This is a genomic window from Paracoccus suum (genome assembly GCF_003324675.1).
Lineage (GTDB): Bacteria > Pseudomonadota > Alphaproteobacteria > Rhodobacterales > Rhodobacteraceae > Paracoccus > Paracoccus suum.
This window is the reverse complement of record NZ_CP030918.1, coordinates 1,866,985-1,892,095: the sequence shown is the minus strand read 5'-3', so window position 1 is coordinate 1,892,095 and position 25,111 is coordinate 1,866,985. Positions and strand designations below refer to the sequence as shown.

The following is a 25,111-nucleotide window of genomic DNA, read 5'->3' as shown; positions in this document are numbered from 1 at the left end:
CGCGCCATGCATGTTCTTGACCGTATCCACGCCTACAAGCTGGACGAAATCGCAGCCGCCAAGGCGGCCCTTCCCCTGTCCGAGATCGAGGCCCGCGCCGCTGCGGCCCCAGCGGTGCGCAGCTTTTCGGGCGCGCTCGATCACGCTGCATCAGGCGGCTATGGCCTCATTGCCGAGGTCAAGAAGGCCAGCCCCTCCAAGGGACTGATCCGCGCCGATTTCGACCCGCCGCGCCTTGCACTCGCCTACGAGGCGGCGGGGGCCGCCTGCCTTTCGGTGCTGACCGACGGACCGTCCTTTCAAGGCTCGCCGACTTTCCTGGCGCAGGCGCGTGCGGCAACCTCGCTGCCCGTGCTGCGCAAGGATTTCCTCTATGACACTTATCAGGTGGCCGAGGCGCGGGCCTGGGGCGCGGATTGCATCCTGATCATCATGGCCGCCGTCGACGACACGCTGGCCGCCGAACTGGAATCCGCCGCCAGCGACTGGGGCATGGACGCATTGATCGAGGTGCATGACGAGGCGGAGACGGAGCGTGCGCTGCGCCTGAACTCGCCCCTGATCGGTGTCAACAACCGCGATTTGCGCAGTTTCGAAGTCTCGCTCGACACAACCCGGCGGCTGGCGCCGATGGTGCCCGCAGGCCGCCGGATCGTTGCCGAGAGCGGGCTGTCCGGCCCGGCGGAGCTTGCCGCCCTCGCCCATGCCGGCGTGCGCCGCTTCCTGATCGGCGAGAGCCTGATGCGCCAGCCCGATGTCGAGGCCGCTACCCGCGCCATCCTCGCCGATCCCGTGCCATGAGCCTGACCCATTTCGACGCGGCCGGACAGGCGCACATGGTCGATGTCTCGGCCAAACCCGCGACCGCGCGCGAAGCGGTGGCCGAGGGGCTGGTGATCATGCAGGCCGAAACGCTAGCCCTCGCCCAGGGTGGGGCCGCGAAAGGCGACGTGCTGGGCGTCGCCCGCCTCGCCGGGATCATGGGCGCCAAGCGGACCGCCGATCTGATCCCGCTGTGCCACCCGCTGCCGATCACCAAGGTCGCGCTGGAACTGACCCCGGAGCCGGCGCTGCCCGGAATTCGCATCCGCGCGACCGTGCGCACCGCCGGCCAGACCGGCGTCGAGATGGAGGCCCTGACCGCCGTCAGCATCGCCGCACTCACGGTCTACGACATGCTGAAGGCGGCCGAAAAAGGCATGCGGATCGAGGGGATTCGCCTGCTGACCAAGACCGGCGGCAAGTCCGGGACATGGCAGGCGGACGCGTCCGGAACCCGTCTGAACGAGGAGGCCGGCACATGATCCCCGTCGACGAAGCGCTCGCTCGCACCCTCGCCCTCGCCCCGGCCCCGATCCCAGAGGAGGTTCTGCTAGCCGAGGCAAACGGCCGCGTTCTGCTGGCCCCCGTGGCGGCGCGCCTGACTCAGCCGCCGTTCGACGCAGCCTCGATGGACGGCTATGCCCTGCGTAGCGCCGACCTGCCCGGCCCGCTGACAGTGGTCGGCGAGGCCGCCGCCGGGCGCGAATGGGATGGCGAGATCGCCCCCGGCCAGGCAGTTCGGATCTTCACAGGCGCGCCGGTCCCCGACGGATGCGACCGCGTGGTCATGCAGGAAAACGTCACGCGCGAGGGCGAGCGGATCGCCGTGACCGACGCCTCGGGCGGCAGCAACATCCGCCCGCGCGGCAATGATTTCAGTGAAGGCAGCGTGATCGACGCCGGCCGCCGGTTGGGTCCGGCGGAACTGGCGCTGATCGCGGCGATGAACGTGCCGCGCGTCACGGTCGCCCGCCGCCCGGTGGTCGCGATCCTGCCCGGCGGGGACGAGCTGGTACCCCCCGGCACCAACCCCGGTGCCGGCCAGATCATCAACAGCAACGACATTGCCATCGCCGCCATCGCGGCGGCGGCGGGCGCCCTGCCCCGCATCCTGCCGATCACGCGCGACACTGCCGAGAGCTTGCGCGCGGGGCTTGAGGCGGCGGCGGACGCCGACATCATCGTCACCATCGGCGGCGCCTCGGTCGGCGATCACGACCTGATCGCGCCCGTGACCGAGGCGATGGGCATGGAGCGCGCCTTCTGGAAACTGGCGATGCGCCCTGGCAAGCCGCTGGTCGTCGGCCGTCTCGGCAATGCGTTGATGCTCGGCCTGCCGGGCAACCCGATCTCGGCCATGGTCAGCGCCCTGCTGTTCCTGCGCCCGCTGATCGAGCGCATGCAGGGCCTGCCCGGTACCCAACGCCTGCACCATGCGACGCTCGGCTGCGACCTGCCCCCCGAAGGGCCGCGCCAGCACTACCTGCGCGCGCGGCTGAACGAAGGCGCGGCCGGGGATCGCGGCCTGCCGGTGATTACGCCCGACGACAATCAGGACAGCGCCAGCCTTTCGGTGATGGCGGCGGCGGGTGCCCTGCTGGTGCGGCCTGCCCACGATCCCGCGCGCCGGGCCGGTGAGGTGATGGACTACCTGTCCCTGCGGGATTGGACCTGAGCCGCCCAAATTAAGGGAGTTCGCGTAGGAGCAACCAGCCGTGTCGCAGCCGGGGTTCCGGCAGGCGCGCCTATTCTCACCACAGCGAGGTGCGGCCGCCAGTACCCTAGATCAGCCCTACGGAGCCTCGTCTTCCATGATCCGCGCCAGCCGCGATTGCTCGTCGGCGCTCAGGGGGGCCGTGACCGGGGCGGCCTTGCGCCGGCGCGCATAGGCAAAGGCCAGGCCGAGCCCCAGCAGCGCCATCACGGGGCCGGCCAGCCACAGGATCAGATTGCCGCCCGTGCGCCGCGGCTCGAACAGCACATATTCGCCGTAGCGGTCGGTCACCGCGTCAATCACCTGGCTGTCGCTGTCGCCCGCGACCAGCAGCTCGCGCACATAGAGGCGCAGGTCCCGGCTGATCTCGGCATTGCTGTCGTCGATGTTCTCGCCCTGGCAGACCGGGCAGCGCAGCACCCGGCTGATCTCGCGGGCGCGGGCCTCCATCGCCGGATCGGCCAGCACCTCGTCGGGCTGGATCGCCAGCACCGGCGAGGCGAGCGTGAGCGCAAACAGCGCTGCGGCAGCCAGACGCCTCATTCGGCGGGCACCGCGCCACGGGCGGCGGGATGGGGCTGCCGACGCGCGCCGGCGGCGACGCGGCTGCGCCGGTCCGACAGGCTGAGGCAGCCGCCGAGCGCCATGATGATCGCGCCCGCCCAGATCCAGTTGGCGAACGGTTTTACGTAGCTGCGCACCGCCCAGCCGCCCTGTGCCTGCGGATCGCCGATCACGACGTACAGGTCGCGGAAGATACCGTTGTCGATCGCGGCCTCGGTCGTCGGCATCCCCTGCACCGGATAGAACCGCTTTTCGGGATGCATGACCGCGACCTCGCGACCGTTGCGGCTGACCCGCATCTCGGCCCGCGTCGCGGTGTAGTTGGGGCCAGGCAGATCCTCGACCGAGGCAAGCGTTATCTGGTAGGTGCCGACGTCGAACGTCTCGCCCACCTTGGCGACGCGGATATCCTCGATCTGCCAGGCCATGATCAGGCTGACGCCGATAAAGGTCACCCCCAGCCCGCCATGCGCCAGTGCCTTGCCCCAGTCGGCCCGCGGCAAGCGCGTAAGGCGCGACCAGCCGCCGTTGTTGGTGCGGTAGACCAGCTCAGCCAGCGCGCCGAAGATCAGCCACGAGCCGAGGCCGGCACCAATCACCGCCAGCGCGCTGCGGCCGCTCGACACGGCAAACACCAGCGCCATCACCGCAAAGGCCAGAGCCAGTGCCGGACGTAGCGGCCGTAGCGCGCGGGCGAGGTTGCCGCGCTTCCACGGCAGGATCGCGCCGATCGGCAGGATCAAGGCGATGGCCACCATGAACGGCGTGAAGGCCTGCTCGAAAAACGGCGCGCCGACCGACAGCCGGCGGCCCCACATCTCGGCCAGCAGTGGCCAGACCGTGCCGATGAACACCACCAGCGCGGCCACTGCGAGCAGCACGTTATTCACCAGCAGCGCCCCCTCGCGCGAGACGGGGGCAAAGACGCCGCGCGCGCTGAGGGTGCTGGCGCGGGCGGCGAACAGCGTCAGTGCGCCGCCGACAAACACCGCAAGGATGCCGAGGATCACCACGCCGCGGGTCGGATCGCTGGCAAAGCTGTGGACCGAGGTGATGACGCCAGAGCGGACGATAAAGGTGCCGATCAGCGAGAAGGCGAAGGCGAGGATCGCAAGCAGGATGGTCCAGCTTTTCAGCACCTCGCGCTTTTCGACCACGACCGCGGAATGGACCAGCGCGCCGGCCAGCAACCACGGCATGAAGCTGGCATTCTCGACCGGATCCCAGAACCAGAAGCCGCCCCAGCCAAGCTCGTAATAGGCCCACCACGAGCCCAGCGCGATGCCGATGGTCAGGAACACCCAGGCGGCGAGCGTCCAGGGACGCACCCAACGCCCCCAAGCGGCGTCGACCCGGCCCTCGATCAGGGCGGCGACGGCAAAGCTGAAGGACATCGAGAGGCCGACATAGCCGAGGTAAAGGAACGGCGGATGGAACGCGAGGCCGGGGTCCTGCAGCAGCGGGTTCAGGTCGCGCCCGTCAAAGGGCGGGTTCACCATCCGCAAAAATGGGTTCGAAGTGAACAGGATGAACGCGAGGAAGGCCGCACCGATCGAACCCTGCACCGCCAGTACCCGCGCGCGCAGCGCGGGCGGCAGGTTATCGCCAAAGGTTGCCGCCGCGGCGCCGAACAGCGACAGGATCAGCACCCACAGCAGCATGCTGCCCTCGTGATTGCCCCAGACGCCGCTGACCTTGTAGAGCATCGGCTTCAGGGTATGGCTGTTCTCGTAGACCAGCTTGAGCGAGAAGTCGGAGGTCACGAAGGCGACCGTCAGCGCCGCGAAGCTGATGCCGATCAGCCCGAACTGCGCCGCGGCGGCAGGCCGCGCGCTCTCCATCGCCGCCATGTTGCCGCGCGCCGCGCCCCACATCGGCACGCTCATCTGCCAGAGCGATACGGCAAAGGCGAGGATGAGGGCGAAATGGCCCAGTTCGGCGATCATGGCACACTCCGGTCTCGACTGACTTGGCGGGACTTTAGCGGCATGCGGGCGGCAGGGCTATGCAAGATGGCGTGCGACAGGGTGCCGCGCAGTTGGCCGTGCGCTCGGCGGCGGGACGGGATGCATGGCAAAACAGGGGGCAGCGCGCCCCCCGTTTTTATCCCGCCCGAAGTCGTTTCAGGACCGCTGCGCGGCCCATTCGGCCAAGGCGGGATTGTCGGCGAAAGGCTCCGGCCCCCGCACCCGGCCGGGGGCTGAGGCACCCGTTACATCGGCACCACCGGGCCCGCCGACTACCGCGTCGCCCGATGCCATGGCCGCCGCCAGCGCCTCGCCCAAGGGATCGCCCGATGCGGCCTCGACCTCAGCTGCGACCACCGCGCCGCCTTGGCTGGACGCGGCGACGGTCTTTTTCACCTTGGCGCTCGGCCAGACGCGGCCGCGGAAATAATGCGCTTCGCGCGCGCCGAAATAGAAACTGACGATCGCACCCATCAGCCACCACAGCGGCTCGGGCACCAGCGCAAGCCCCTCCATCCGGGTGGAAAAACCGATCGGCTCGACCATGGCGTAGACAAAAAGGCCAATGGTGCCGAGCGTCAGCATGGGGCGCGGCAGGCGGTTCAGACCGTTCATAAGGCTGTCCCACCAAGTGCGGGGGGCCGCCTCGAACTCGGTGCCATGTTCGGCCATGGCGCGGGCATAGGCTTCCTCGTCCAACTCCATCCGGCGGGTGGTGTTCTGGCGGAACACTTCGGCCATCCCGGTGGCGGCGTTGCCGACCGCCGTAACCGTGCCGCCGACGCCAATCAGGCGGTCCATCATGCCCATTTCGCGCACCTCGCCTTATGCTGAGCCAATGTCAGGTGATAGCGCGGCGCCACAAAGCTTTCGGCGCGAGTGATCCAGCCGCCCTTGCCGCCATCGTGCCGGCGGCAATACTTGCGGCTGGCGGGGCGCAGATCGCCAAGGCTGTAGTAATAGTTCCGCCGGGCGATGCCGTAGGCGTCAGCGAGGTGCCGGGGCGCCGCCAGCGCCGCCTCGCGCGCGGCGCGGATGGTCTGAGGGCCGACCTGGCCATCATCCGTCGCATCAAAGCCCATGCCGGCCAGCAAGCGCTGCAGGATCTTCACCGCGTTGCTGCCGGCGTTGACATACATGTCGAACACCGAAGGCTGCACGATCCCCGGCAGATCCGCGATCCGCGGGCGACGAAAGTAGTGCTCTACGAAAATGCGGCGGGCATCCTCGCGGGTCAGCGCCTTGACGTCGGCAACGTCGATCCGGCGGTCGTCGGTCTTGTCGAAGCCGAGGCGTTGCAGCGTCGCGAGTGTCACGCCGTATTTCGTGGCCCCACCCGGATCGTCCGGGTCGTTCACGTACCCCCCTTCACGCGCGACGATCTCTGCCGCGATCTGATCGACCGTCATCATGCCTGCTGCCCTCGCATCCCGTGGCGAGGGAATGTGCCGGGTGACGGTTAACGGGGTCTTAGCGGTACGTGCGTTGCGCCGGGCGCGGTCAGCTGTTGGGGGCTTTGGGGTCGACGTAGACGCCCTGCGACTTCAGCGATTCGACCACTTCACGCGGGACATAGCTCTCGTCATGCTTGGCGAGGATCTCGTTGGCGACGAACACGCCGCCCTGCATGCTGCCAGTGCCGATCATGCCCTGACCTTCCTCGAAGAGGTCGGGCAGGATGCCGGCAAAGCGGACCGGGACGGTCTTGGCGGTGTCGGTGACGGTAAAGCTCACCTCGTGGCCCTGTCCGCGCTTGAGGGTGCCCTCTTCGACCAACCCGCCGAGGCGGAACACCTCGCCCTCGCGCGGCGGATCGCTGGCCACCTGGCTGGGCGAGCGATAGAGGTTGATGCCATCGCGAAAGCCGTATCCGATCAGGACGGCGGCGATCAGCAGCGCCGCGCCGGCCGCGATCAGAACCTGGATACGACGCTTTTTCTTGAGCGATTTCATGGCATGGCCTCAAATATCTTATGCCGCCTCGAAGGCGATGGGCTGGCGCAGGAACTGGGTCGCCTTGGTCGACACCCGGGCCGGATCGCCGGTCGTCAGAAAGCGGGTCTCGCTACCGGCGCCGATGAACTCGGGACGGCGGTCAAGATAGTCCTTCAAGCTGGCCGCCACCAGTCTTGGCTGTGACAGAACCCGCACCCCCGGCCCGAGCGCGGCCTGGAAGGCGCGCTCCATCAGCGGGAAATGGGTGCAGCCGAGGACCGCGGCCTGCGGATGCGGCATGCGCCGCTTCAGCGCCTCGACATGGCTGGTGACCAGGGCTTCGGCGAGGATCTCGTCTCCTTCCTCGATGGCATCGACAACGCCGCCGCAGGGCTGGCCCTCGACATCGACGCCGACCGCCCGGAACGCGAGTTCGCGCTGGAAGGCCCGGCTGGCGACGGTTGCAGGCGTCGCGAACAGTGCCACATGCTGCACCGCGACCTGCCGCGGGGGCGAGCTGTCGCCCCATTGCCGCTCGGTCAGCGCCTCGATCAGCGGGACGAACACACCAAGCACGCGCTTGTCGTCCGGGATCCAGGTTTCCTGCATGCGCTTGAGGGCGACGGCACTGGCGGTGTTGCAGGCCAGAATGACCAGATCGCAGCCTTCGGCCCAGAGCCGCTCGACCGAGGCGCAGGTCAGGTCATAGATTTCCTGCGCCGGGCGGGAGCCATAGGGGGCGTGGGCGTTATCGCCCAGATAAACCAGCGGCAGCTCCGGCATGGCCTCGCGGATCGCCGAAAGCACGGTCAGCCCGCCAAGGCCCGAATCGAAAACGCCGACCGCCATGAGACACCCCTCCGCCTATGCGCGCCCTCTCTAGGACGCGGGCGGTGCAAAGGAAATGACCTTGCGGGCGCTTGCGAAAGGCTTGGCGTGACAGTTTCGCCGCTCCAAGCGCCACCGCCCCGCGACCCTTTATTCAGCCGCGTGACGCAGGGGCGTGCCGCCGGTGCGGAACGCGGCCAGCAGTTCGGCGGCCCGGTCGGAGGCCTTTTCGGCGGCGGCGTCCTTGATCATGCCGTAGCCCTTCACCTCCAGCGGCAGGCGCGCCAGTTCGCGCGCAATACCCTCGGTGGCCGGGGTGACGGCCGGCAACACCTCGCGCATCATCGCCTCGTAATCGCTGATCGCCTGACGCTCGCGCCGACGCTCACCGAGGTAACCAAAGGGGTCGAGCGGCGTGCCGCGCAGGCCCTTGAGGCTGGCGAGCGCGCGGAACACCGGCAGCATCCACGGCCCGAAAGTCCGCTTTTTCGGCCGCCCGTCTGCATCGCGTCCCGGCAGGACCGGCGGGGCCAGATGGAACGACAGGCGGACATCACCCTCGAAACTTTCGGCGACCCGGGCGGCAGTCTGTAGGTGCAGGCGCGCGACCTCGTATTCGTCCTTGTAGGCCAGCAGCTTGTAATAGCCCTCGGCGACATCGCCGCGCAGCGCCGGGGGCGCCGCATCGACCAGCGCCATGAATCGTCGGGCGAGCGCCTCGTTCTGGTAACCCACCAGCCGGGCGGCACGGTCGGCGACCGGATCGGCAGGCGTGTCGGCCGCCGGCGGGGCAATCACGGCCGCCACGTCCGCCGGGTGGATCACCGCCCAGCGGCCGATCTGGAAGGCGCGCTGATTGGCCGCAACCTGGGCGCCGTTCATCTCGATTGCGCGCAGGATCGCCACCTCGGACAGCGGGATCAGCCCGCGCTGCCAGGCCGCACCGGTGACGATCATGTTGGAATAGATCGAATCCCCCATCAGCTTCAGCGCCAGTTGCGAGGCGTCGAAGAAGGCCAGCCGATCCTTTAGCCGCGCCTCGAGGCTGAGCTTGAGGCGCCCCGAGGGCAGGCGGAAATCGCGGTCGCGGGTGAACTCGCCAGTGATGATCTCATGGTCGTTGACCACGGCCCCGGTGCGGCCGGTGGTCATTAGTCCAAGGGTGCGGGCCCCGGCGGTGACCACCAGATCGCCGCCGATGACGCAATCCGCCTCGCCCACCGCGACGCGGATGGCGCTTATGTCGGAAGGTTTTTCGGCAAGACGCAGGTGGATATGCACAGCGCCGCCCTTCTGGGCGAGGCCCGCCATCTCCATCATGCCCGCGCCCTTGCCGTCCAGTTGGGCAGCCTGCGCCAGCACTGCGCCGATGGTCACGACGCCAGTGCCGCCAACACCGGTAATGACGATGTTATGGGTGCCATGGATCGCCGGCATCACCGGATGCGGCAGGTCGGGCAGATCGAACGCAGCAGCCGCCGGCTTGCGCGGCTTGCCGCCATGGACGCTGACAAAGGAGGGGCAGAAGCCTTTGACGCAGCTGTAATCCTTGTTGCAGGACGACTGGTCGATGGCACGCTTGCGGCCCAGCGCAGTGTCCAGCGGCACCACGCTGACGCAGTTTGACTGGACGCTGCAATCGCCGCAGCCCTCACAGACCTCGGGGTTGATCCAGATGCGGGTGTCGGGGTCGGGAAAGGCACCCTTCTTGCGGCGACGGCGTTTTTCCGCGGCGCAGGTCTGGATATAGAGGATCGCGCTGACGCCCGGCGCCTCCTCAAGCTCGCGCTGGGTGGCCATCAACTCGCTGCGCGGACGCAGGATCAGGCCGGGGAAGTCGTCGGCGCGGACATCCTCTTTCTCGTCATGCACGACGATCACCGGATCGACGCCCATGGCGGTCAACTCGCGTGCGATCTGGGCGGCGGTCAGCCCGCCCTCGTTCGGCTGGCCGCCGGTCATGGCGACGGCGTCGTTGAACAGAATCTTGTAGGTGATGTTGGTCCCGGCGGCGAGCGCCGCGCGGATCGCGAGGCTACCTGAATGGTTGTAGGTTCCGTCGCCAAGATTCTGAAAGACGTGCTTTCTTTTGCTGAAGGGCGCCTCGCCGACCCAGTTCACGCCCTCGCCGCCCATATGGGTGAAGCCGTTGGTCTCGCGGCCCATCCACTGCACCATGTAGTGACAGCCGATGCCGGCATAGGCGCGGCTGCCCTCGGGCAGACGGGTGCTGGTGTTGTGCGGGCAGCCCGAGCAGAACCACGGCGTGCGGGCGGCGATCTCGGGCGCGTTGTCGGCGCGGCGCGCCTCGCGGATGCGGTCCAGCCCGGCGCGCAGCGCGTCGGTACCACGGCCTTCCTCGATCAGGATGCCGCCGATCTTTTCGGCGATGCCGACCGGGTCCAGCGCATAGCGGGTCGGGAACAGTTCTTCATGGGTCCGGTCGTGCTTCCAGCCCAGAACACGGCCGCGCCGGTCGTCGAAGATCGCTTCCTTGACCTGGACCTCGATCAGCTTGCGCTTTTCCTCGACCACGGTGATGACAGCCAGTCCCTCGGCCCAGTCGTGAAAGCTGACCATGTCCAGCGGCCAGGTCTGGCCGACCTTGTAGAGGGTGATGCCGAGCCGCTCGGCCTCGGCCTCGTCGATGCCGAGCAGGCCAAAGGCGTGGACCAGGTCCAGCCAGTTCTTGCCCGCCGCCACAAAGCCCAGCTTGGCCCCAGGCTTGCCCCACATCCGCTTGTCCATGCGGTTGGCGCGGCTGAACGCCTCGGCCGCAAAGCGCTTGTGGTCGATCATCCGCGCTTCCTGGATGACCGGCGTATCGCCGAGACGGATGTTCAGGCCGCCTTCGGGCATCGGGAAATCGGCTGGCGTAACGAAAGAAAGCCGCATCGGATCGCCATCGACGACGCTGGTCGCCTCCACCGTGTCCTTCATCGTCTTCAGGCCAACCCACAGGCCGGAGAAGCGCGACAAGGCATAGCCGTAAAGGCCGTAGTCGAGGATTTCCTGCACCCCGGCCGGGGACAGCACGGGCATATAGGCATCGACCATGGCCCAGTCGGACTGGTGCAGCACCGTGCTGCTCTCGCCGGTGTGGTCGTCGCCCATGGCCATGATGACGCCGCCATAGCGGCTGCTGCCGGCCATGTTTCCATGGCGCATGACGTCGCCCGAGCGGTCGACGCCCGGCCCCTTGCCATACCACAGAGCGAAGACGCCCTGATGGCGCCCCTCGCCGCGCAACTCGGCCTGCTGGCTGCCCCAGATGGCTGTCGCGGCCAGGTCCTCGTTCAGGCCCGGCTGGAACAGGATATTGGCGGCCGCCAGCTCTTTCTTCTGGCGGGCCATCTGCAGATCGACCCCGCCCAGCGGGCTGCCGCGGTAGCCGGTGACGAAGCCCGCGGTGTCCAGACCTGCGGCCCGATCGCGCGCGGCCTGCATCAGCATCAACCGGACAAGGGCCTGGGTGCCGTTCAGCAGGACGCTGCGCTTGGTGAGGTCAAAACGGTCGGCGAGTGAAAACTCGGCGTGTTTGCTCATTCCGCCCTCCCCAGCGTTATGATCGCTCAAGTATAGGTCAGAAACTGTGACCCACAAAGCGCAAACTTCCTGTTTCGCTAGCGACAATCGCAATGGTAAGGATTGCACCGAACGCAAGCCTGCCCCGCAAGGATCGCAAAGCAATGGACTGGGACAAGCTGAGAATCTTTCACGCGGTTGCGGACGCCGGCAGCCTGACCCATGCCGGCGACGCGCTGCATCTGTCGCAATCTGCGGTCAGCCGGCAAATCCGGGCGCTGGAAGAATCACTGTCGACGACTCTCTTTCACCGCCATGCGCGCGGGCTGATCCTGACCGAGCAGGGCGAGTTGCTGTTCGAGGCGACGCGCAGCATCACCAAGCGGCTTGATACCGCCTCGGCCCGCATCCGCGACAGCGAGGAGCATGTCTTCGGCGAATTGAAGGTCACGACCGCGACCGGCTTCGGCACGCTGTGGCTGGTGCCGCGCCTGCCGCGCCTTTACGCGCGCTACCCGGACCTCAAGATCGATCTGATGCTCGAGGAACGGGTGCTGGACCTGCCCATGCGCGAGGCCGATGTCGCGATCCGCATGAAAGAGCCGTCGCAGTCCGACCTGATCCGCCGCCGGCTGCTGAACATCCGCATGCGGCTTTATGCCACCCCCGAATACTTGGCCGAGAACGGCATCCCCGAACAGCTCTCGGACCTCGCGACGCACCGTATCATTTGCCAGAATCCGACGACGCCGCAGGTGTCTGCGGGGGCCAGCCTCGTGCAGACGCTGCTCGCGCAAAATCCGCGCTCGACCTTGGCGGTGAACAATTACTTCGGCGTGCTGCAGGCCGTGCTGTCGCAGGTCGGGATCGGCATCCTGCCGGACTACCTGACCAATGATTTTCCCAACCGCCTAGTGCGCGTTCTGGCGGACGTGGAATCCGGCGAAGTCCCGGTTTTCCTTGCCTTTCCGGAGGAACTGCGCGCCTCGCGCCGGGTCACTGCGTTCCGCGATTTCGTGCTGGAGGAAATCCAGGCCTGGCGCCGCGTCCAGCACGCTCTGGTGGCCGAGGGCGAGAGCCATACCGGACACGCATAGCGGGTTTGCCCCTGGCACGCACACCCACGCCTTGATGCGGCGCCCCTCTCGCCATATCTCATTTCGTGAAGGCGATGGGTCGGGCGACCGACCCCTTGGCTTCACCTCCCTGTTGGACTTAGGCCGGGCCTCGTGCCCGGCTTTTTTTTGGCCTGCGTCCAGCGGCTTGACACGCAAATCCAGTCGGACCGTCTGAACCCTTCCGGGCCCTTTCCCCCACCCCCTCGGGCAGGCTAGAACCGCGGCGCTTGGAGGCGCCGCGTGTTGCGGCCAAAAGGGGGCAACGGGTCATGTCAGAGCCACAGATCACGCCGGAACTGATCACCGCCCATGGCCTCAAGCCCGATGAATATGCACGCATCCTCGAGTTGCTGGGCCGCGCGCCGACGTTCACGGAACTCGGCATCTTTTCCGCGATGTGGAACGAGCATTGCAGCTACAAGTCGAGCAAACGCTGGCTGCGCACCCTGCCGACCACCGGCCCGCAGGTGATCTGCGGCCCCGGAGAAAATGCCGGCGTGGTTGATATCGGCGACGGCCTCGCCGTGGTCTTCAAGATGGAGAGCCACAACCATCCCAGCTATATCGAGCCGTATCAGGGCGCCGCGACGGGCGTCGGCGGCATCCTGCGTGATGTGTTCACCATGGGCGCGCGGCCGGTGGCGGCGATGGACGCGCTGTCCTTTGGCCGCCCCGACCATCCCAAGACCGCCCATCTGGTGCGCGGCGTGGTCGAGGGGATCGGCGGCTATGGCAACGCCTTTGGCGTGCCCAACGTCGGCGGCGAGGTGCGCTTTCATTCCAGCTATGACGGAAACTGCCTCGTGAACGCCTTTGCCGCCGGTATCGCCCCGGCGGACCGCATCTTCTATTCCGCCGCTTCGGGCGTCGGCATGCCAGTCGTCTATCTCGGCGCCAAGACCGGCCGCGATGGCGTCGGCGGTGCGACCATGGCCAGTGCCGAGTTCGACGACAGCATCGAGGAAAAGCGTCCCACGGTGCAGGTGGGCGATCCCTTCACCGAGAAATGCCTGCTCGAGGCCTGCCTCGAACTGATGGCCTCGGACAGCGTCATCTCGATCCAGGACATGGGCGCGGCGGGCCTGACCTGTTCGGCGGTCGAGATGGGCGACAAGGGCGGCCTCGGCATCCGGCTCGATCTGGACCGCGTGCCGGTCCGCGAGCCGGCGATGACCGCCTACGAGATGATGCTGTCCGAGAGCCAGGAGCGCATGCTCATGGTCCTCAAGCCCGAGAAAGAGGCCGAGGCGCGCGCCATCTTCGAGAAATGGGACCTTGATTTCGCCGTCGTGGGCGAGACGATTGCCGAGGACCGGTTCCTGATAATGCTCGGCAATTCGGTCATGGCCGACCTGCCGCTGTCGAAGCTGGCCTCGTCGGCGCCGGAATACGACCGGCCGTGGACCCCTACCCCCGCAGCGGGCGCCATGCCGGACTTGCCCGCCATCACGCCCATCGCGGCGCTGAAGGCGCTGATCGGCAGCCCGAACCACGCCTGCAAATCCTGGGTGTGGGAGCAGTATGATACCCAGGTCGGCGCCGACACGGTGCGCCGCCCCGGCCTCGGCGCCGGGGTGGTGCGGGTCCATGGCACAGACAAGGCGCTTGCCTTCACCAGCGACGTGACCCCGCGCTACGTCCGCGCCAACCCGGTGCAGGGCGGCCGTCAGGCCGTTGCCGAGGCATGGCGCAACCTGGTTGCGGTCGGCGCGCGGCCGCTCGCCGCGACCGACAACCTGAACTTCGGCAACCCGGAAAAGCCGGCGATCATGGGTCAGTTGGTCGGTGCGATCCAGGGCATCGGCGAGGCCTGCACCGCGCTCGACTTCCCGATCGTGTCCGGCAACGTGTCGCTCTATAACGAGACGGATGGCACGGGCATCATGCCGACCCCGACCATCGGCGGCGTCGGCCTGCTGGACCGGCTGGACGACCTGATCGCGGGCCTGCCCGAGGACGGCGATATCGCGATCCTGATCGGCGAGACGCGCGGCCATCTGGGCCAGTCCGCCCTCGCCTACGAAGCCTTCGGGATCGAGAGTGGCGACGCCCCGCCGGTGGACCTGTCTGCCGAGCGCAAACATGGCGAGTTCATCCTCGCGAACCGTAAGCTGCTGTCGGCCTGCACCGATCTGTCGGACGGCGGTCTGGCCCTCGCGGCCTTCGAGATGGCCGAGGCGGGACGGACCGGCGTCACGCTGGACGCCGGCGAGATCGCCGATCTGTTCGGTGAGGATCAGGCCCGCTATCTCGTGGCCTGCACGACCGGCGACGCCGACAGCCTGCTGGCCGCGGCAAATTCCGCCAGCGTTCCGGTCCGGCGGATTGGCAGCTTTGGCGGCGCTCAGGTAGCATTTGGCGGTGACGCGGCGCCATTGGCGGAGTTGTCGCAACTCTACCGCAGCGCTTTCGTCGCGAAGCTGGGTCTCGCCGAAGCCGTCTGAGCGGGGCCCCTCGGCCCTTAACGGGTCGGGGTGCAGCATTCCCGCCTTCGCGTAGCTACTCCGCCTGTCGGACGGAGATGCACCGCGCGCGCCCTCCGGCCCCAGCCTAGCCGCGGCGGACGTCCTGGCTTTCCGGCAGGACCGCCGTGAACCGGCTGCCCTTCCCCGGTTCACTTTCGATGCGCAGCCGGCCGCGGTGACGGCCGATGATATGCTTGACGATCGCAAGGCCGAGGCCGGTTCCACCCTGCTCGCGGGCGCGGTGTGTGTCGACGCGGTAAAATCGCTCCGTCAACCGCGGCAGGTGCAACGGGTCGATCCCGTCGCCGGTGTCGCTGACCGTGATAGCCCAGGCGGGCCCGCGCAGCACCGGCTCGTGCGCAATTCGCTCCAGCGCCACGCTGACCGTGCCGCCGCCATATTTGATCGCATTCTCGATCAGATTGTGCAGCACCTGCACAAGCTGGTCGGCATCGCCCGGCACCATCACGGGGGAGTTGACTGCGACCGTGCGCAGCCGCACACCCGCAGCCTCCGCCGCCGGAGCGAGGGTCGCAACTGTCGCACGGATCAGGCCGGCCAGATCCACGCTCGCGGCGGGACGCTGGCGCTCGTTCGCCTCGACCCGGCTCAGCGACAGAAGGTCGGCGACTAGCCGGTTCATGCGCCCGGCCTCGCGCTCCATGATCGCCAGGAACCGCTCGCGCGCGGGGGCGTCGTCCCGCGCCGGGCCGCGCAACGTCTCGATGAAGCCCATCAGCGCGGTCAGGGGCGTGCGCAATTCGTGGCTGACGTTGGCGACGAACTCGCGGCGCATCTGCTCGGCCTGTTCCAGCGCCGTCAGATCCTCGATAGCGACGAGTGCCCCGCGCCCCGTGCCGATGGCCAGCGGGGCGACGGTGACCTCGCAGGCGTGATCGCGCCCCGCCCACGGCAGCGTGACGCGCAGCCGCTGCCCGCCGGTGGGGGCGGGCGAGAGGCCCGGATCGGGCGGCGCCTGCGGGCGAGCCGGGTCGAGCACCGATTCCAGCGCGCGGATGACCGAAGGCTGGCGAATCAGGGTCACGAAAGGGCGACCAAAGACGGCGGGGCCCAGCATCGCCTCGGCCGCGGGGCTGGCGCCGATCAGCAGCGCACGCTCGTCAACCGCAAGCAGCGGCACCGGCACCGCGGTCAGGAACGCGCCGATCAGCCGCCGGTCCATCAACCGTCCAGACGGCTGAGGCCGGCGCCAAAGCGTGCCGCGTTCTCGCGATAGCGCCGGGCGCTTGCGCGCAACTCGGCCTGTGCAGCATCGTCCAGTTGGCGCACCACACGTCCGGGCGAGCCGACGACCAGCGCGCCCGGCGGGATCACCTTGCCCTCGGGGATCAGCGCCCCGGCGCCGATCAGGGCGCCCTCGCCGATCACCGCGCGGTTCAGGATGATCGCCCCCATGCCGACCAGCACGCCATCGCCGATGGTGCAGCCATGCAGGATCGCCCGGTGGCCGATGGTGCAGTCCTCGCCTACGGTCAACGGGCAACCGATGTCGGTATGGCACACGCACAGGTCCTGCAGGTTGCTGCCGACACCGATGCGGATCACCTCGTTGTCGCCGCGCAGGACCGCGCCCCACCAGACGCTGGCGCCGGCCAGAAGTTCGACCCGGCCGATCAGCTGCGCGTCCGGCGCGGCCCATGCGTCCTTCGCGAGTTGCGGTGCGACCCCGTCCAGTTCCCAGATCATGGCGTTTCCCTGTCCTTGTCCATCATCCGGCGCACGAAATCGCCCAAGTCCACCTGCCGCTCGCGGCGCAGGCGTTCGGCCGCGATGATGGACCGCAATTGCGCCTCGGTCGCGTCCAGATCGTCGTTGACCAGCACATAGTCGTATTCCGCCCAGTGGCTGATCTCGCCCCGGCTCTTGTCCATGCGCGCGTCGATAACCTCGGCGGCGTCCTGCCCGCGCGCCTGCAGACGGCGCCTCAGCTCTGCCAGGTCGGGCGGCAGGACGAACACTGATACCGCCGACTGTCCGAGGGGCGAGTTGCGAATCTGCTGGCCGCCCTGCCAGTCAACGTCAAAGAGGGTGTCGCGGCCTTCGGCCATCGCGGCCTCGATCGGGCCGCGCGGGCTGCCGTAGAGGTTGCCGAAAACCTCGGCATGCTCGAGCATCTGGCCGCCTTCGACCAGGGCGCCGAACTGCTCGCGCGAGCGAAAGAAGTATTCGCGGCCCTCGGCCTCGCCAGGCCGCGGAGCGCGTGTGGTGGCCGAGACAGAGAACCGCAGGTTAGGGTCCCAGGCCATCAACCGGCGCGCCAAGGTCGATTTGCCCGCCCCCGAGGGCGAAGACAGAATGATCAAAAGTCCCGTGCGCCGCATTCCGTCCCCTTGTCACCCGGCCGAGGCGGCCTCTGGCGCCGCCTGAATGGACGAGGGGGGCCGGGACGGTCAAGGGCAGGTACCGGCGCGCCCGATGCTAAATGTCGTTAAGAAGTCGTAAAAAAGCCGTGCAAACTTGGCTGGCGCGGCGCAATCTCGGGGGGCATCTAGCAGGGTAGGCAGGCGGGGCTGACGGACGGCACGCCTTGCGTTTGGCGGATGGCGGCACGGCGGCGATGGAAGACGACGACCAGTTCAGCGGCGGCGATAAAGATTTTGATGGACCCTGCGCCGGTCTGGCCGACTTGGTGCGGCTGTCCGATTTCGATCCGCGCCACCCGGGGCGAATCCTCGGCGAATTGCGGGGCTATTGGGACGGGCTGCGGCGCGGCCGCGCCATCCCCACCCGGGCCGATATCGACCCTCGCGGGCTACGCGGCGCGCTGGGCCACGCCTTCATTCTGGAGCGGATTGCGCCGGGCGCGGCGCGCTTTCGTCTCGCCGGACGGCACCTGATCGACTTGATGGGCATGGAGGTGCGGGGCATGCCGCTCTGCTCGTTCTTCAATCCCGCCTCGCGCGGGCGGCTGTCGGATGTGCTCGAGACCGTGTTTGCAGGTCCCCAGATCGTCGAGTTGACCCTGCTGTCCGAGGGCGCCTACGCCCGGCCCGTCCTTCCCGCACGCATGCTATTGCTGCCGCTGCGATCAGACCTAGGAGATATCACCCGGGCCCTCGGCGTGATCGTGGCGGAAAGCGCGATCGGCCGGCCGCCGCGCCGCTTTGACCTGACGGCCGAGGTGCTGACCCCGGTGATCGAGGGCGCGCGCACGCTGGCCCCGGCGCCGGGCGCGCTGGGCTTTGGCGAGCCGGCACCGCCGCCATGGCGCACGCCGGACCCCGGCCGCAGCCCCGGCCTCGGCCGTCGTCCGGGCCGCGTGCCCGCGGGCTCAACAGCTGGCGAGCCGCCCACTGCCGCCCGTCCCGCCCTCACCGCTGGCGAGACGCCCGGCTGGCCGACCCTTCCCGCAAGCGACCCCCTCGCCGCGCCGAAGCCCGAGCCCCTGCCCAAGAACGCGACCCTGGCCGAACGCCGCGCCCGTTTCCGCGTCATCCCCGGCGGCAGCTAGAGTCCGGACGCCCTCCCCCCGTCCTTGCATCCGCCGCCGGTGATGAGCATCTTCGCGCGGTTGCAAAGACATGCCCAGAACCAGCCAGGGACCGCCCGATGACTCAACAGCCCCGTGACCTCGCCGCGCTCGGCACCCTGCCCGACTGGGACCTGACCGACCTCTACCCCGCCCCCGACGCGCCCGAACTGGCGCAGGACATCGCCCGCGTCACCGCCGAGGCCACCGATTTTGCCGCCCGCTACCAGGGCAAGCTGGCCGACCTGACCCCGGCCGAGATGCTGGCCTGCATCGAAGCCTATCAGCAGATCGACATCACCGCCGGCCGGATCATGTCCTACGCCGGGCTGCGCTATTACCAGAACACGACCGACGCCGCGCGCGCCAAGCAGATGGGCGATCTGCAGCAGACCATCACCGATGCCACGACGCCGCTGGTGTTTTTCAGCCTCGAGTTCAACCGCGTTCCCGATGCGACCTACGATGCCGTCTTTACGGCAGCCGACGGCCCGGCGCGCTATAAGCCCGTGTTCGACCGCATGCGCGCCATGCGCCCCTACCAGCTGTCGGACGAGTTGGAGCGGTTCTTGCACGACAACAGCGTGGTCGGCGCCGCTGCCTGGAACCGCCTGTTTGACGAGACAATGGCCGGCCTGACCTTCGATGTCGACGGAGAGACACTGGGGCTCGAGGCGACGCTGGACCGCCTGACCGACCATGACCGCGACCGCCGCGAGGCTGCGGCCAAGGCGCTGGCGGTGATCTTTGGCCGCGACGTCAAGCTGTTCGCCCGCATCCACAACACGCTCGCCAAGGAAAAGGCGATCGAGGACGGTTGGCGCAAGATGCCGACACCGCAGACCGCCCGGCACCTGTCCAACCATGTCGAGCCGGAGGTGGTCGAAGCGCTGAAAAATGCGGTCGTCGCCGCCTATCCGCGCCTTTCGCACCGCTACTATCGCCTCAAGGCCAAGTGGCTCGGCCTGGACAAGTTGCAGGTCTGGGATCGCAACGCGCCACTGCCGGGCGAGCCGCCGCGGCTGATCGGCTGGGACGAGGCGCGGGCCACCGTCATGGACGCCTATGCCGGCTTTGATCCCAAGCTGGCGGAGCTGGCGCAGCCGTTCTTCGAGCGTGGCTGGATCGACGCGGGGGTGAAACCCGGCAAGGCGCCGGGCGCCTTTGCCCATCCGACCGTGACCACGGTGCATCCCTATGTGCTGCTGAACTACCTCGGCAAGCCGCGTGACGTGATGACCCTCGCTCACGAGCTTGGCCACGGCGTGCACCAGCGCCTTGCGGCCGCGCAGGGCGAACTCCTCGCCTCGACCCCGCTGACGCTGGCCGAGACCGCCTCGGTCTTCGGCGAGATGCTGACCTTCCGGGCGCTGCTGGCCAAGACCACCGATCCGGCGCAACGCAAGGCGCTGCTGGCCGGCAAGGTCGAGGACATGATCAATACCGTCGTGCGCCAGATCGCTTTCTACGATTTCGAATCGCGCCTGCACGCCGCCCGGGCCGAAGGCGAGTTGACGCCCGATGACATCAACCGAATCTGGATGGACATACAGCACGAGTCGCTGGGCGATGCGTTCGAATACATGCCGGGCTATGAGACATTCTGGGCCTATATCCCGCATTTCATCCACTCGCCGTTCTACGTCTATGCCTATGCCTTTGGCGACGGGCTGGTGAATGCGCTCTACGCCGCCTACGAGGCCGCGCCGCAGGGGTTCCAGGCCAAGTATTTCGACATGCTCCAGGCCGGCGGCTCGCAGCACCATTCGACGCTGCTGCAGCCCTTTGGCCTGAACGCCGCCGACCCGTCCTTCTGGGACAAGGGCCTGTCGATGATCGAGGGCTTCATCGACGAGCTGGAGGCGCTGGAGGGGTGATCTCGCTGCATCGGCTGGCACCGGACGAGGCCGAACGTCTGGCCGGGTTGCGCATCGCGCCCGGCCAGGATGCCTTCGTATCCGCCGGCCGAGAGATGATCACCGACCAGACCGAGGGCCTGAGCCTGCATGAGGTTCGCGGTGCTGACGGCGATGCCATCGGCATGTTCAAGCTGGATCCCCTTTATCACCAGCGCCACGACTTTGCCGGCACCCGCGATCTGGGCCTGCGCGGCTTCCTGATCGACTCGCATCTCCAGGGGCGCGGGATCGGGGCCGCCACGCTGGCGGCGCTGGGCGATCATGCGCGCGCGGAATACCCCGAATTCGACCGGGTCGTCCTGACGGTAAACCTGGAAAACACCGTCGCGCGCCGGGCCTATCTGAGCGCCGGGTTCGAGGATCGGGGCGAGTTGTATCTGGGCGGCGCGCGAGGTCCGCAGCATATCCTGTGGCTGGACCTGCGCGCGGACCGCTAGCTGTCAGGCGACAATTAGCTCGTCGGGGTCGTGCAGGGCTTCGCCCCCGCCCCAGACGGCATCGGCAAGGCTGGACGGCTTGTGCCGCAGCCTAGCCAACTCGGTCTGGGTCACCCATCGGAAACGGTCCACCACGCCCTCGGGATCGCCCATGCGGACGATTGCATCGCCGATTACCGTCGCGCGAAAGACCAAATCGACCTGACGAAAACCATGTGCATCGCTGTGAAATTCGTTCACCAGGATCGGCGCGCCGACGGTGATGGAGAGCCCAGTCTCCTCGGCCACCTCCCGCGAGAGGTTCTGGCTCAGCGACTGGTCGGCCTCGACCCCGCCGCCGGGCAGGCACCACAGATCCGATTGCGCGCCGGGATAGGCGTTAACCACCAGCAGCCGGCCCCACGCGTCGAGGATCGCCGCGCGCACCGCCAGCCGCAGCCGCATCCGTCAGTCCCTGCGACGGGTGACGCGGTTGACATGGCCCATCTTGCGGCCCGGACGCACCTCGGATTTGCCGTAGAGGTGGATCTGGGTGTCACGCTCGGCCAGCAGGGTCGGGATCCGCTCGATGTCGTCGCCGATCAGGTTCTCCATTACCACGTCGGCATGGCGCTGACCGTCGCCCAGCGGCAGGCCGGCGATGGCGCGCACATGCTGCTCGAACTGGCAAACCGCCGCGCCGGCCTGTGTCCAATGGCCACTGTTGTGGACCCGCGGGGCGATCTCGTTGACCATCAGACCGCCCTTGGTGACGAACATCTCGACGCCCATGACGCCAACATACTCGAGCGAGGTGACGATCTTGGCCGCCATCAGCACTGCGTCAGTCACGACCCGTTCGGGCTGGCCGCAGGGCACGGTCGTCAGGCGCAGGATGCCGCCGCGATGCTCGTTCGTTCCGGGGTCATAGGCCGATACCGAGCCATCGCCCGCACGTGCGACGATCACGCTGATTTCACTGTCGAAATCAACCATGCCTTCAAGGATGCAGGGTGCGCCGCCAAGCTCTGCCAGGGCCGCCTCGGCCGCAGCCGGCGCGTCGTCCTTGAGCCGCACCTGACCCTTGCCGTCGTAGCCCATCCGCCGGGTCTTGAGGATCGCGGGCGCGCCAATGGCGGCCAGCGCCGTCGTCAGGCCGGGCACGTCATCCACCGCCGCCCACGAGGCCGTGGGCAGGCCCAGATCGTTCAGGAACTGCTTTTCGTCCACCCGGTCCTGGCTGACCGCCAGGGCGTGGCGGCCGGGCAGGACCGCGCAGCGCCGTTCAATCCGATCGAGGGCCGCGGTCGGGACGTTCTCGAACTCGTAGGTCGCAACGTCGATCGCCTCGGCAAAGGCATCCAGCGCCGCCATGTCGTCCCAGCCAGCGGTGGTGCGGGCCGAAGTCAGGGGCGCAGCGGGACAATCCTCCTCCGGCTCGAACACATGGGTGTGATAACCCAGCCGTCCGGCCGCAATTGTCAACATACGCGCCAGCTGTCCGCCGCCGAGAATGCCGATTACGCCGCCCGGGCGCAGCGCAGCGGTCGGAAACTCAAGGCTGCTCATCGATAGGCTCCTGTGGAATCGATGCGGACAGGGCGGCGCGCCAATCATCGAGCCGCCGCCCCAGCGCATCATCGCCAAGGGCGAGGATCGCCGCCGCCATCAGCCCGGCATTGGCTGCCCCGGCAGCGCCGATAGCCATGGTCGCGACCGGAAAGCCCTTGGGCATCTGAACGATCGAATACAAACTGTCTATTCCGCCAAGGGCGCGGGTCTGGATCGGCACCCCGATCACCGGCAGCCGCGTCTTGGACGCCATCATGCCCGGCAGGTGCGCAGCGCCCCCGGCGCCGGCGATGATGACCTTTAGGCCCCGGTCTGCCGCCTCGACCCCATAGCTCCACAAGCGATCGGGGGTGCGGTGCGCGCTGACGATCCTGGCCTCGTAGGCGATCCCCATTTCATCGAGGATGTTCGCCGCCTCACGCAGGGTCGGCCAGTCGGACTGGCTGCCCATGATAATGCCGACGGGAGGGGTCATATAGCCTCTTCCACTGAGCAGCCCTTCGCAGGAAGCACCTGTTATATATCGCACTTTCATGCGTGCAACCTAGCCTTTTCGGGCCAGTCCCCGAGACACCCGACAGGTCGGCGTCAGGCGATGATGTCAGGGGTAACCACGTCCTCGAGCCGCGCGATTCGGTCTTTCAGTTGCAGCTTGCGCCGCTTCAGCCGCTGCATTTCGAGGCTGCAGGACAACGGTCCCTGCCCCGCCAGACCGGCGATCTGCGCGTCTAGCTCGCGATGCTGGGCGCGTGCAACCCGTAATTCGGCTTCGGCCATCTCGGCCGCGGACATCACGTGATCGTTTGGGGAACAGGGCGGCGGCATGGCAGTCCGTGGCTGGCGTGTGGCCACCGTACACTACACGGAGAGCCGTGGCTTGTTAACAATTCTGTGCCTTGTTGCAGGGCAAGTGCGTTCACATATCTTAACCCGATGATGCCGCCGCTATCGGGGCATTGCCGCAGTCGCTTTGACAAGGACGCCGAAAGAAATGAGCCGTATTGCCATCGCAACCCACCCGACGTTGCTGGGCTTTGATCAGCTGGAACGGCTGGCCGAACGCGCCTCCAAGGGGGCCGAGGGTTATCCGCCCTACAATATCGAACATATCCAGCCCGACGGGTTCCGCATCACGCTGGCCGTCGCCGGCTTTGCCGAGGACGATCTGTCGATCACGCTTGAGGATCGGCAGTTGATCGTGCGCGGCCGGCAGGCCACGGAACCAGAGGCCGAGGGCCGGACTTTCCTGCACCGCGGCATCGCTGCGCGGGCATTTCAACGCAGCTTTGTGCTCGCCGATGGTGTCGAGGTCGGGTCGGCCCGCCTTGAAAACGGCCTGCTGCACGTCGATCTGACGCGCCGGGTGCCCGAACAGATCGTCCAGACCATTCCGATCAGCCGTCCATGAAGGGGATCGCCATGAACATGAAACATGATTTCACGCCCGAGACGCTCGGGAACATCGTCTACATTCGCCCGGTCGCGGTGGATTCACTGCCCAAGGACGTGCGAGAGCAGGCCCCCGGAATCGCCACCCTTTACGCGGTCCACGGCCCCGACGGCGAGCGCTTGGCCTTGGTGCGCGAGCGCGACATGGCCTTTGTTCTGGCCCGCCAGAACGATCTGGCCCCGGTCAGCGTCCACTGACCCGCCGCGCCGCCCGCCCGTCCTCGCGTGGGCCAGGCGGCGCGAGCCTCAAGTCCCATCGGCGTTAACCCGCCGAATCTCAACAATTTCCTCACATTCTCGCAAGCCAGGCGGTGTGGCGTGCGCCAGCCCTTGCGCCTTTTCCTCCGCCGCCGCACGCATGGAGTCGCACCCGCGCGAGGTTCCATGTCCGCAGTCGTCATCAGCCTGACTACCATCCCGCCCCGCCTGCCGCTTATCGCCGAGACTTTGCACGACCTGCTGGCCCAGACCGCGCGCATCGACGAAATCCGCCTCTACCTGCCGCGCAAGCACCGCCGCTTTCCGCTGTGCGAGGCGCAGATTCCGCAGCTGCCCAAGGGCGTGCGCCTGTGCCTGATAGACGAGGACTGGGGACCGGCGACCAAGGTGCTACCCGCCGCGCGTGAGTTGCGCGGCCAAGATGTCGAACTGATTTTTTGCGATGACGACCAGCGATACGCCCCCGATTGGGCGGCCCATTTCCTCGCCGCCCGCGCCGATCACCCGCGCGCCTGCCTGGTCGGCCTTGGTTATGACCTGGAGCACCGCCCGCGGGGCTTGCGCTATTTTCCCGCGCGGGAAGGCGGCCCCTTGCCCCGCGCCCGGCGGATCGAAAAGGGACTGGGCTACAGGGTGCGCCGCGCCCTTAGCCTCGGCCGATGGCGGCCGCGGCATTATACTGCCAGCGGCTATGTCGACATTCTGCAAGGCTATCGCGGCGCCATGATCCGGCCCGATTTTCTGCCCGAGACCGCCTGGGACATTCCGGATGTGCTGTGGACCGTCGATGATCCATGGCTATCGGGCCAGATGCTCGCCAATGGCGTGCCGATCTGGCTGGTCGCAGGCTGTCCGGGCGGGCGCGAGACCGCGGCCGCCCGCACCGAGGGCCTGCGCCAGATGATCTATCAGGACCACGGCCGTCGCGAGGCGGACAGCCTGGCCATCGAATATTTCCGCCACCACTACGGCCTGTGGCCCGACCGCAAACCGCCCCAGTCCTTGAGCGCGTCAATTCCGATCCCGCGCATCCGAGGGCGGGAACCGGCAGAGGCGCCGGCGGAATAGAAAAAGGGGGCCCCGGGGGCCCCCTTTCGATTCGGCGATG

General features: G+C 67.8%; 25 protein-coding genes. 11 read left to right on the top strand and 14 right to left on the bottom strand.

Annotated features, from left to right (window positions below; all coding sequences use genetic code 11):
* Positions 1-6 precede the first annotated feature (6 nt).
* From trpC to DRW48_RS09200, 3 genes are read left to right on the top strand one after another with little or no spacing between them, the layout of a single operon-like run.
* Positions 7-801 carry an indole-3-glycerol phosphate synthase TrpC gene (gene trpC, locus DRW48_RS09210; RefSeq protein ID WP_114077472.1) on the top strand — a complete coding sequence of 265 codons (795 nt, stop codon included), beginning with the start codon at positions 7-9 and terminating at the stop codon, positions 799-801.
* Complete coding sequence (gene moaC, locus DRW48_RS09205) at positions 798-1,304, top strand: cyclic pyranopterin monophosphate synthase MoaC (RefSeq protein WP_114076162.1); 507 nt, start codon at positions 798-800, stop codon at positions 1,302-1,304. The genes trpC and moaC overlap by 4 nt, the downstream gene beginning before the upstream one ends.
* The gene (locus tag DRW48_RS09200; RefSeq protein WP_114076161.1) at positions 1,301-2,497 is read left to right on the top strand and encodes a molybdopterin molybdotransferase MoeA; all 1,197 of its coding nucleotides are present in this window, start codon (positions 1,301-1,303) and stop codon (positions 2,495-2,497) included. The genes moaC and DRW48_RS09200 overlap by 4 nt, the downstream gene beginning before the upstream one ends.
* A gap of 117 nt (positions 2,498-2,614) precedes the next feature.
* On the opposite strand, the gene DRW48_RS09195 is transcribed toward DRW48_RS09200, so the two are convergent.
* From DRW48_RS09195 to DRW48_RS09165, 7 genes are all read right to left on the bottom strand, one after another.
* Positions 2,615-3,079: a cytochrome c-type biogenesis protein gene (locus DRW48_RS09195; RefSeq protein WP_114076160.1), complete on the bottom strand. Its 465-nt coding sequence runs from the start codon at positions 3,077-3,079 to the stop codon at positions 2,615-2,617.
* Complete coding sequence (locus DRW48_RS09190) at positions 3,076-5,046, bottom strand: heme lyase CcmF/NrfE family subunit (RefSeq protein ID WP_114076159.1); 1,971 nt, start codon at positions 5,044-5,046, stop codon at positions 3,076-3,078. The genes DRW48_RS09195 and DRW48_RS09190 overlap by 4 nt, the downstream gene beginning before the upstream one ends.
* A 177-nt stretch (positions 5,047-5,223) precedes the next feature.
* Entirely contained in the window at positions 5,224-5,877 is a 654-nt protein-coding gene (locus tag DRW48_RS16520; RefSeq protein WP_338418413.1) for a holin family protein, read from the bottom strand.
* The gene (locus tag DRW48_RS09180) at positions 5,868-6,479 is read right to left on the bottom strand and encodes a holin-associated N-acetylmuramidase (RefSeq protein WP_114076158.1); all 612 of its coding nucleotides are present in this window, start codon (positions 6,477-6,479) and stop codon (positions 5,868-5,870) included. The genes DRW48_RS16520 and DRW48_RS09180 overlap by 10 nt, the downstream gene beginning before the upstream one ends.
* Before the next feature lie 88 nt (positions 6,480-6,567).
* Positions 6,568-7,020, bottom strand: a complete 453-nt coding sequence (ccmE, locus tag DRW48_RS09175; protein WP_114076157.1) for a cytochrome c maturation protein CcmE — start codon at positions 7,018-7,020, stop codon at positions 6,568-6,570.
* Between the two features lie 18 nt (positions 7,021-7,038).
* Complete coding sequence (locus tag DRW48_RS09170) at positions 7,039-7,851, bottom strand: glutamate racemase (protein ID WP_114076156.1); 813 nt, start codon at positions 7,849-7,851, stop codon at positions 7,039-7,041.
* A gap of 129 nt (positions 7,852-7,980) precedes the next feature.
* Complete coding sequence (locus tag DRW48_RS09165; RefSeq protein WP_114076155.1) at positions 7,981-11,376, bottom strand: indolepyruvate ferredoxin oxidoreductase family protein; 3,396 nt, start codon at positions 11,374-11,376, stop codon at positions 7,981-7,983.
* A gap of 143 nt (positions 11,377-11,519) precedes the next feature.
* Here DRW48_RS09165 and DRW48_RS09160 point away from each other — a divergent pair, with 143 nt between their 5' ends.
* Together DRW48_RS09160 and purL are read left to right on the top strand one after the other, a co-directional pair.
* Positions 11,520-12,452: a LysR family transcriptional regulator gene (locus DRW48_RS09160; RefSeq protein ID WP_114077470.1), complete on the top strand. Its 933-nt coding sequence runs from the start codon at positions 11,520-11,522 to the stop codon at positions 12,450-12,452.
* Between the two features lie 290 nt (positions 12,453-12,742).
* Positions 12,743-14,917 (top strand): phosphoribosylformylglycinamidine synthase subunit PurL, encoded by a 2,175-nt coding sequence (purL, locus tag DRW48_RS09155; RefSeq protein WP_114076154.1) that lies wholly within the window; start codon positions 12,743-12,745, stop codon positions 14,915-14,917.
* A 106-nt stretch (positions 14,918-15,023) separates the two neighbouring features.
* On the opposite strand, the gene DRW48_RS09150 is transcribed toward purL, so the two are convergent.
* Genes DRW48_RS09150 through gmk form a run of 3 tightly spaced genes read right to left on the bottom strand, consistent with a single transcriptional unit; the run spans position 15,024 to position 17,280 of the window.
* Positions 15,024-16,121, bottom strand: coding sequence for a sensor histidine kinase (locus DRW48_RS09150; RefSeq protein ID WP_114076153.1), 1,098 nt, complete (start codon positions 16,119-16,121; stop codon positions 15,024-15,026).
* The gene (locus DRW48_RS09145) at positions 16,121-16,645 is read right to left on the bottom strand and encodes a gamma carbonic anhydrase family protein (protein WP_114076152.1); all 525 of its coding nucleotides are present in this window, start codon (positions 16,643-16,645) and stop codon (positions 16,121-16,123) included. Before DRW48_RS09145 ends, DRW48_RS09150 begins: the two co-directional genes overlap by 1 nt.
* Positions 16,642-17,280, bottom strand: a complete 639-nt coding sequence (gene gmk, locus DRW48_RS09140; protein ID WP_114076151.1) for a guanylate kinase — start codon at positions 17,278-17,280, stop codon at positions 16,642-16,644. The genes DRW48_RS09145 and gmk overlap by 4 nt, the downstream gene beginning before the upstream one ends.
* A 206-nt stretch (positions 17,281-17,486) precedes the next feature.
* Between gmk and DRW48_RS09135 the strand changes: the two genes are divergently transcribed.
* From DRW48_RS09135 to DRW48_RS09125, 3 genes are all read left to right on the top strand, one after another.
* A complete protein-coding gene (locus DRW48_RS09135; protein WP_241963222.1) occupies positions 17,487-18,410 on the top strand; it encodes a PAS domain-containing protein in 924 nt (307 codons plus the stop codon).
* Positions 18,411-18,508: 98 nt separating this feature from the next.
* Positions 18,509-20,305: a M3 family oligoendopeptidase gene (locus tag DRW48_RS09130; protein ID WP_114076149.1), complete on the top strand. Its 1,797-nt coding sequence runs from the start codon at positions 18,509-18,511 to the stop codon at positions 20,303-20,305.
* Positions 20,302-20,784, top strand: coding sequence for a GNAT family N-acetyltransferase (locus tag DRW48_RS09125; RefSeq protein WP_114076148.1), 483 nt, complete (start codon positions 20,302-20,304; stop codon positions 20,782-20,784). Before DRW48_RS09130 ends, DRW48_RS09125 begins: the two co-directional genes overlap by 4 nt.
* Before the next feature lie 3 nt (positions 20,785-20,787).
* On the opposite strand, the gene DRW48_RS09120 is transcribed toward DRW48_RS09125, so the two are convergent.
* From DRW48_RS09120 to DRW48_RS09105, 4 genes are all read right to left on the bottom strand, one after another.
* Positions 20,788-21,228 (bottom strand): NUDIX domain-containing protein, encoded by a 441-nt coding sequence (locus tag DRW48_RS09120; protein WP_114076147.1) that lies wholly within the window; start codon positions 21,226-21,228, stop codon positions 20,788-20,790.
* Positions 21,229-21,231: 3 nt separating this feature from the next.
* Positions 21,232-22,332 (bottom strand): 5-(carboxyamino)imidazole ribonucleotide synthase, encoded by a 1,101-nt coding sequence (locus tag DRW48_RS09115; RefSeq protein ID WP_114076146.1) that lies wholly within the window; start codon positions 22,330-22,332, stop codon positions 21,232-21,234.
* Positions 22,319-22,810, bottom strand: a complete 492-nt coding sequence (gene purE, locus DRW48_RS09110) for a 5-(carboxyamino)imidazole ribonucleotide mutase (protein WP_114076145.1) — start codon at positions 22,808-22,810, stop codon at positions 22,319-22,321. The genes DRW48_RS09115 and purE overlap by 14 nt, the downstream gene beginning before the upstream one ends.
* A gap of 113 nt (positions 22,811-22,923) precedes the next feature.
* Positions 22,924-23,127: a YdcH family protein gene (locus DRW48_RS09105; protein WP_114076144.1), complete on the bottom strand. Its 204-nt coding sequence runs from the start codon at positions 23,125-23,127 to the stop codon at positions 22,924-22,926.
* Between the two features lie 199 nt (positions 23,128-23,326).
* On the opposite strand from DRW48_RS09105, the gene DRW48_RS09100 reads away from it, so the two are divergent.
* The 3 genes from DRW48_RS09100 to DRW48_RS09090 all read left to right on the top strand — a co-directional run bounded on the left by DRW48_RS09100 (position 23,327) and on the right by DRW48_RS09090 (position 25,071).
* A complete protein-coding gene (locus DRW48_RS09100; RefSeq protein WP_114076143.1) occupies positions 23,327-23,743 on the top strand; it encodes an Hsp20 family protein in 417 nt (138 codons plus the stop codon).
* An 11-nt stretch (positions 23,744-23,754) separates the two neighbouring features.
* Entirely contained in the window at positions 23,755-23,982 is a 228-nt protein-coding gene (locus tag DRW48_RS09095; protein ID WP_114077469.1) for a DUF1150 family protein, read from the top strand.
* 186 nt (positions 23,983-24,168) lie between these two features.
* Positions 24,169-25,071, top strand: coding sequence for a glycosyltransferase family A protein (locus DRW48_RS09090; protein WP_114076142.1), 903 nt, complete (start codon positions 24,169-24,171; stop codon positions 25,069-25,071).
* Positions 25,072-25,111: the final 40 nt, after the last annotated feature.

Excerpts from the sequence above, each read along its gene's own strand:
- DRW48_RS09130 (WP_114076149.1), top strand. The coding sequence starts at position 18,509 with ATGACTCAACAGCCCCGTGACCTCGCCGCGCTCGGCACCCTGCCCGAC.
- gmk (WP_114076151.1), bottom strand. The coding sequence starts at position 17,280 with ATGCGGCGCACGGGACTTTTGATCATTCTGTCTTCGCCCTCGGGGGCG.
- DRW48_RS09195 (WP_114076160.1), bottom strand. The coding sequence starts at position 3,079 with ATGAGGCGTCTGGCTGCCGCAGCGCTGTTTGCGCTCACGCTCGCCTCG.
- DRW48_RS09180 (WP_114076158.1), bottom strand. The coding sequence starts at position 6,479 with ATGATGACGGTCGATCAGATCGCGGCAGAGATCGTCGCGCGTGAAGGG.
- purE (WP_114076145.1), bottom strand. The coding sequence starts at position 22,810 with ATGACCCCTCCCGTCGGCATTATCATGGGCAGCCAGTCCGACTGGCCG.
- DRW48_RS09115 (WP_114076146.1), bottom strand. The coding sequence starts at position 22,332 with ATGAGCAGCCTTGAGTTTCCGACCGCTGCGCTGCGCCCGGGCGGCGTA.
- DRW48_RS09095 (WP_114077469.1), top strand. The coding sequence starts at position 23,755 with ATGAACATGAAACATGATTTCACGCCCGAGACGCTCGGGAACATCGTC.
- DRW48_RS09160 (WP_114077470.1), top strand. The coding sequence starts at position 11,520 with ATGGACTGGGACAAGCTGAGAATCTTTCACGCGGTTGCGGACGCCGGC.
- DRW48_RS09105 (WP_114076144.1), bottom strand. The coding sequence starts at position 23,127 with ATGTCCGCGGCCGAGATGGCCGAAGCCGAATTACGGGTTGCACGCGCC.
- ccmE (WP_114076157.1), bottom strand. The coding sequence starts at position 7,020 with ATGAAATCGCTCAAGAAAAAGCGTCGTATCCAGGTTCTGATCGCGGCC.
- DRW48_RS09190 (WP_114076159.1), bottom strand. The coding sequence starts at position 5,046 with ATGATCGCCGAACTGGGCCATTTCGCCCTCATCCTCGCCTTTGCCGTA.
- DRW48_RS09150 (WP_114076153.1), bottom strand. The coding sequence starts at position 16,121 with ATGGACCGGCGGCTGATCGGCGCGTTCCTGACCGCGGTGCCGGTGCCG.
- purL (WP_114076154.1), top strand. The coding sequence starts at position 12,743 with ATGTCAGAGCCACAGATCACGCCGGAACTGATCACCGCCCATGGCCTC.
- DRW48_RS09120 (WP_114076147.1), bottom strand. The coding sequence starts at position 21,228 with ATGCGGCTGCGGCTGGCGGTGCGCGCGGCGATCCTCGACGCGTGGGGC.
- DRW48_RS09170 (WP_114076156.1), bottom strand. The coding sequence starts at position 7,851 with ATGGCGGTCGGCGTTTTCGATTCGGGCCTTGGCGGGCTGACCGTGCTT.
- DRW48_RS09100 (WP_114076143.1), top strand. The coding sequence starts at position 23,327 with ATGAGCCGTATTGCCATCGCAACCCACCCGACGTTGCTGGGCTTTGAT.
- DRW48_RS09200 (WP_114076161.1), top strand. The coding sequence starts at position 1,301 with ATGATCCCCGTCGACGAAGCGCTCGCTCGCACCCTCGCCCTCGCCCCG.
- DRW48_RS16520 (WP_338418413.1), bottom strand. The coding sequence starts at position 5,877 with ATGGGCATGATGGACCGCCTGATTGGCGTCGGCGGCACGGTTACGGCG.
- trpC (WP_114077472.1), top strand. The coding sequence starts at position 7 with ATGCATGTTCTTGACCGTATCCACGCCTACAAGCTGGACGAAATCGCA.
- moaC (WP_114076162.1), top strand. The coding sequence starts at position 798 with ATGAGCCTGACCCATTTCGACGCGGCCGGACAGGCGCACATGGTCGAT.
- DRW48_RS09145 (WP_114076152.1), bottom strand. The coding sequence starts at position 16,645 with ATGATCTGGGAACTGGACGGGGTCGCACCGCAACTCGCGAAGGACGCA.
- DRW48_RS09165 (WP_114076155.1), bottom strand. The coding sequence starts at position 11,376 with ATGAGCAAACACGCCGAGTTTTCACTCGCCGACCGTTTTGACCTCACC.
- DRW48_RS09090 (WP_114076142.1), top strand. The coding sequence starts at position 24,169 with ATGTCCGCAGTCGTCATCAGCCTGACTACCATCCCGCCCCGCCTGCCG.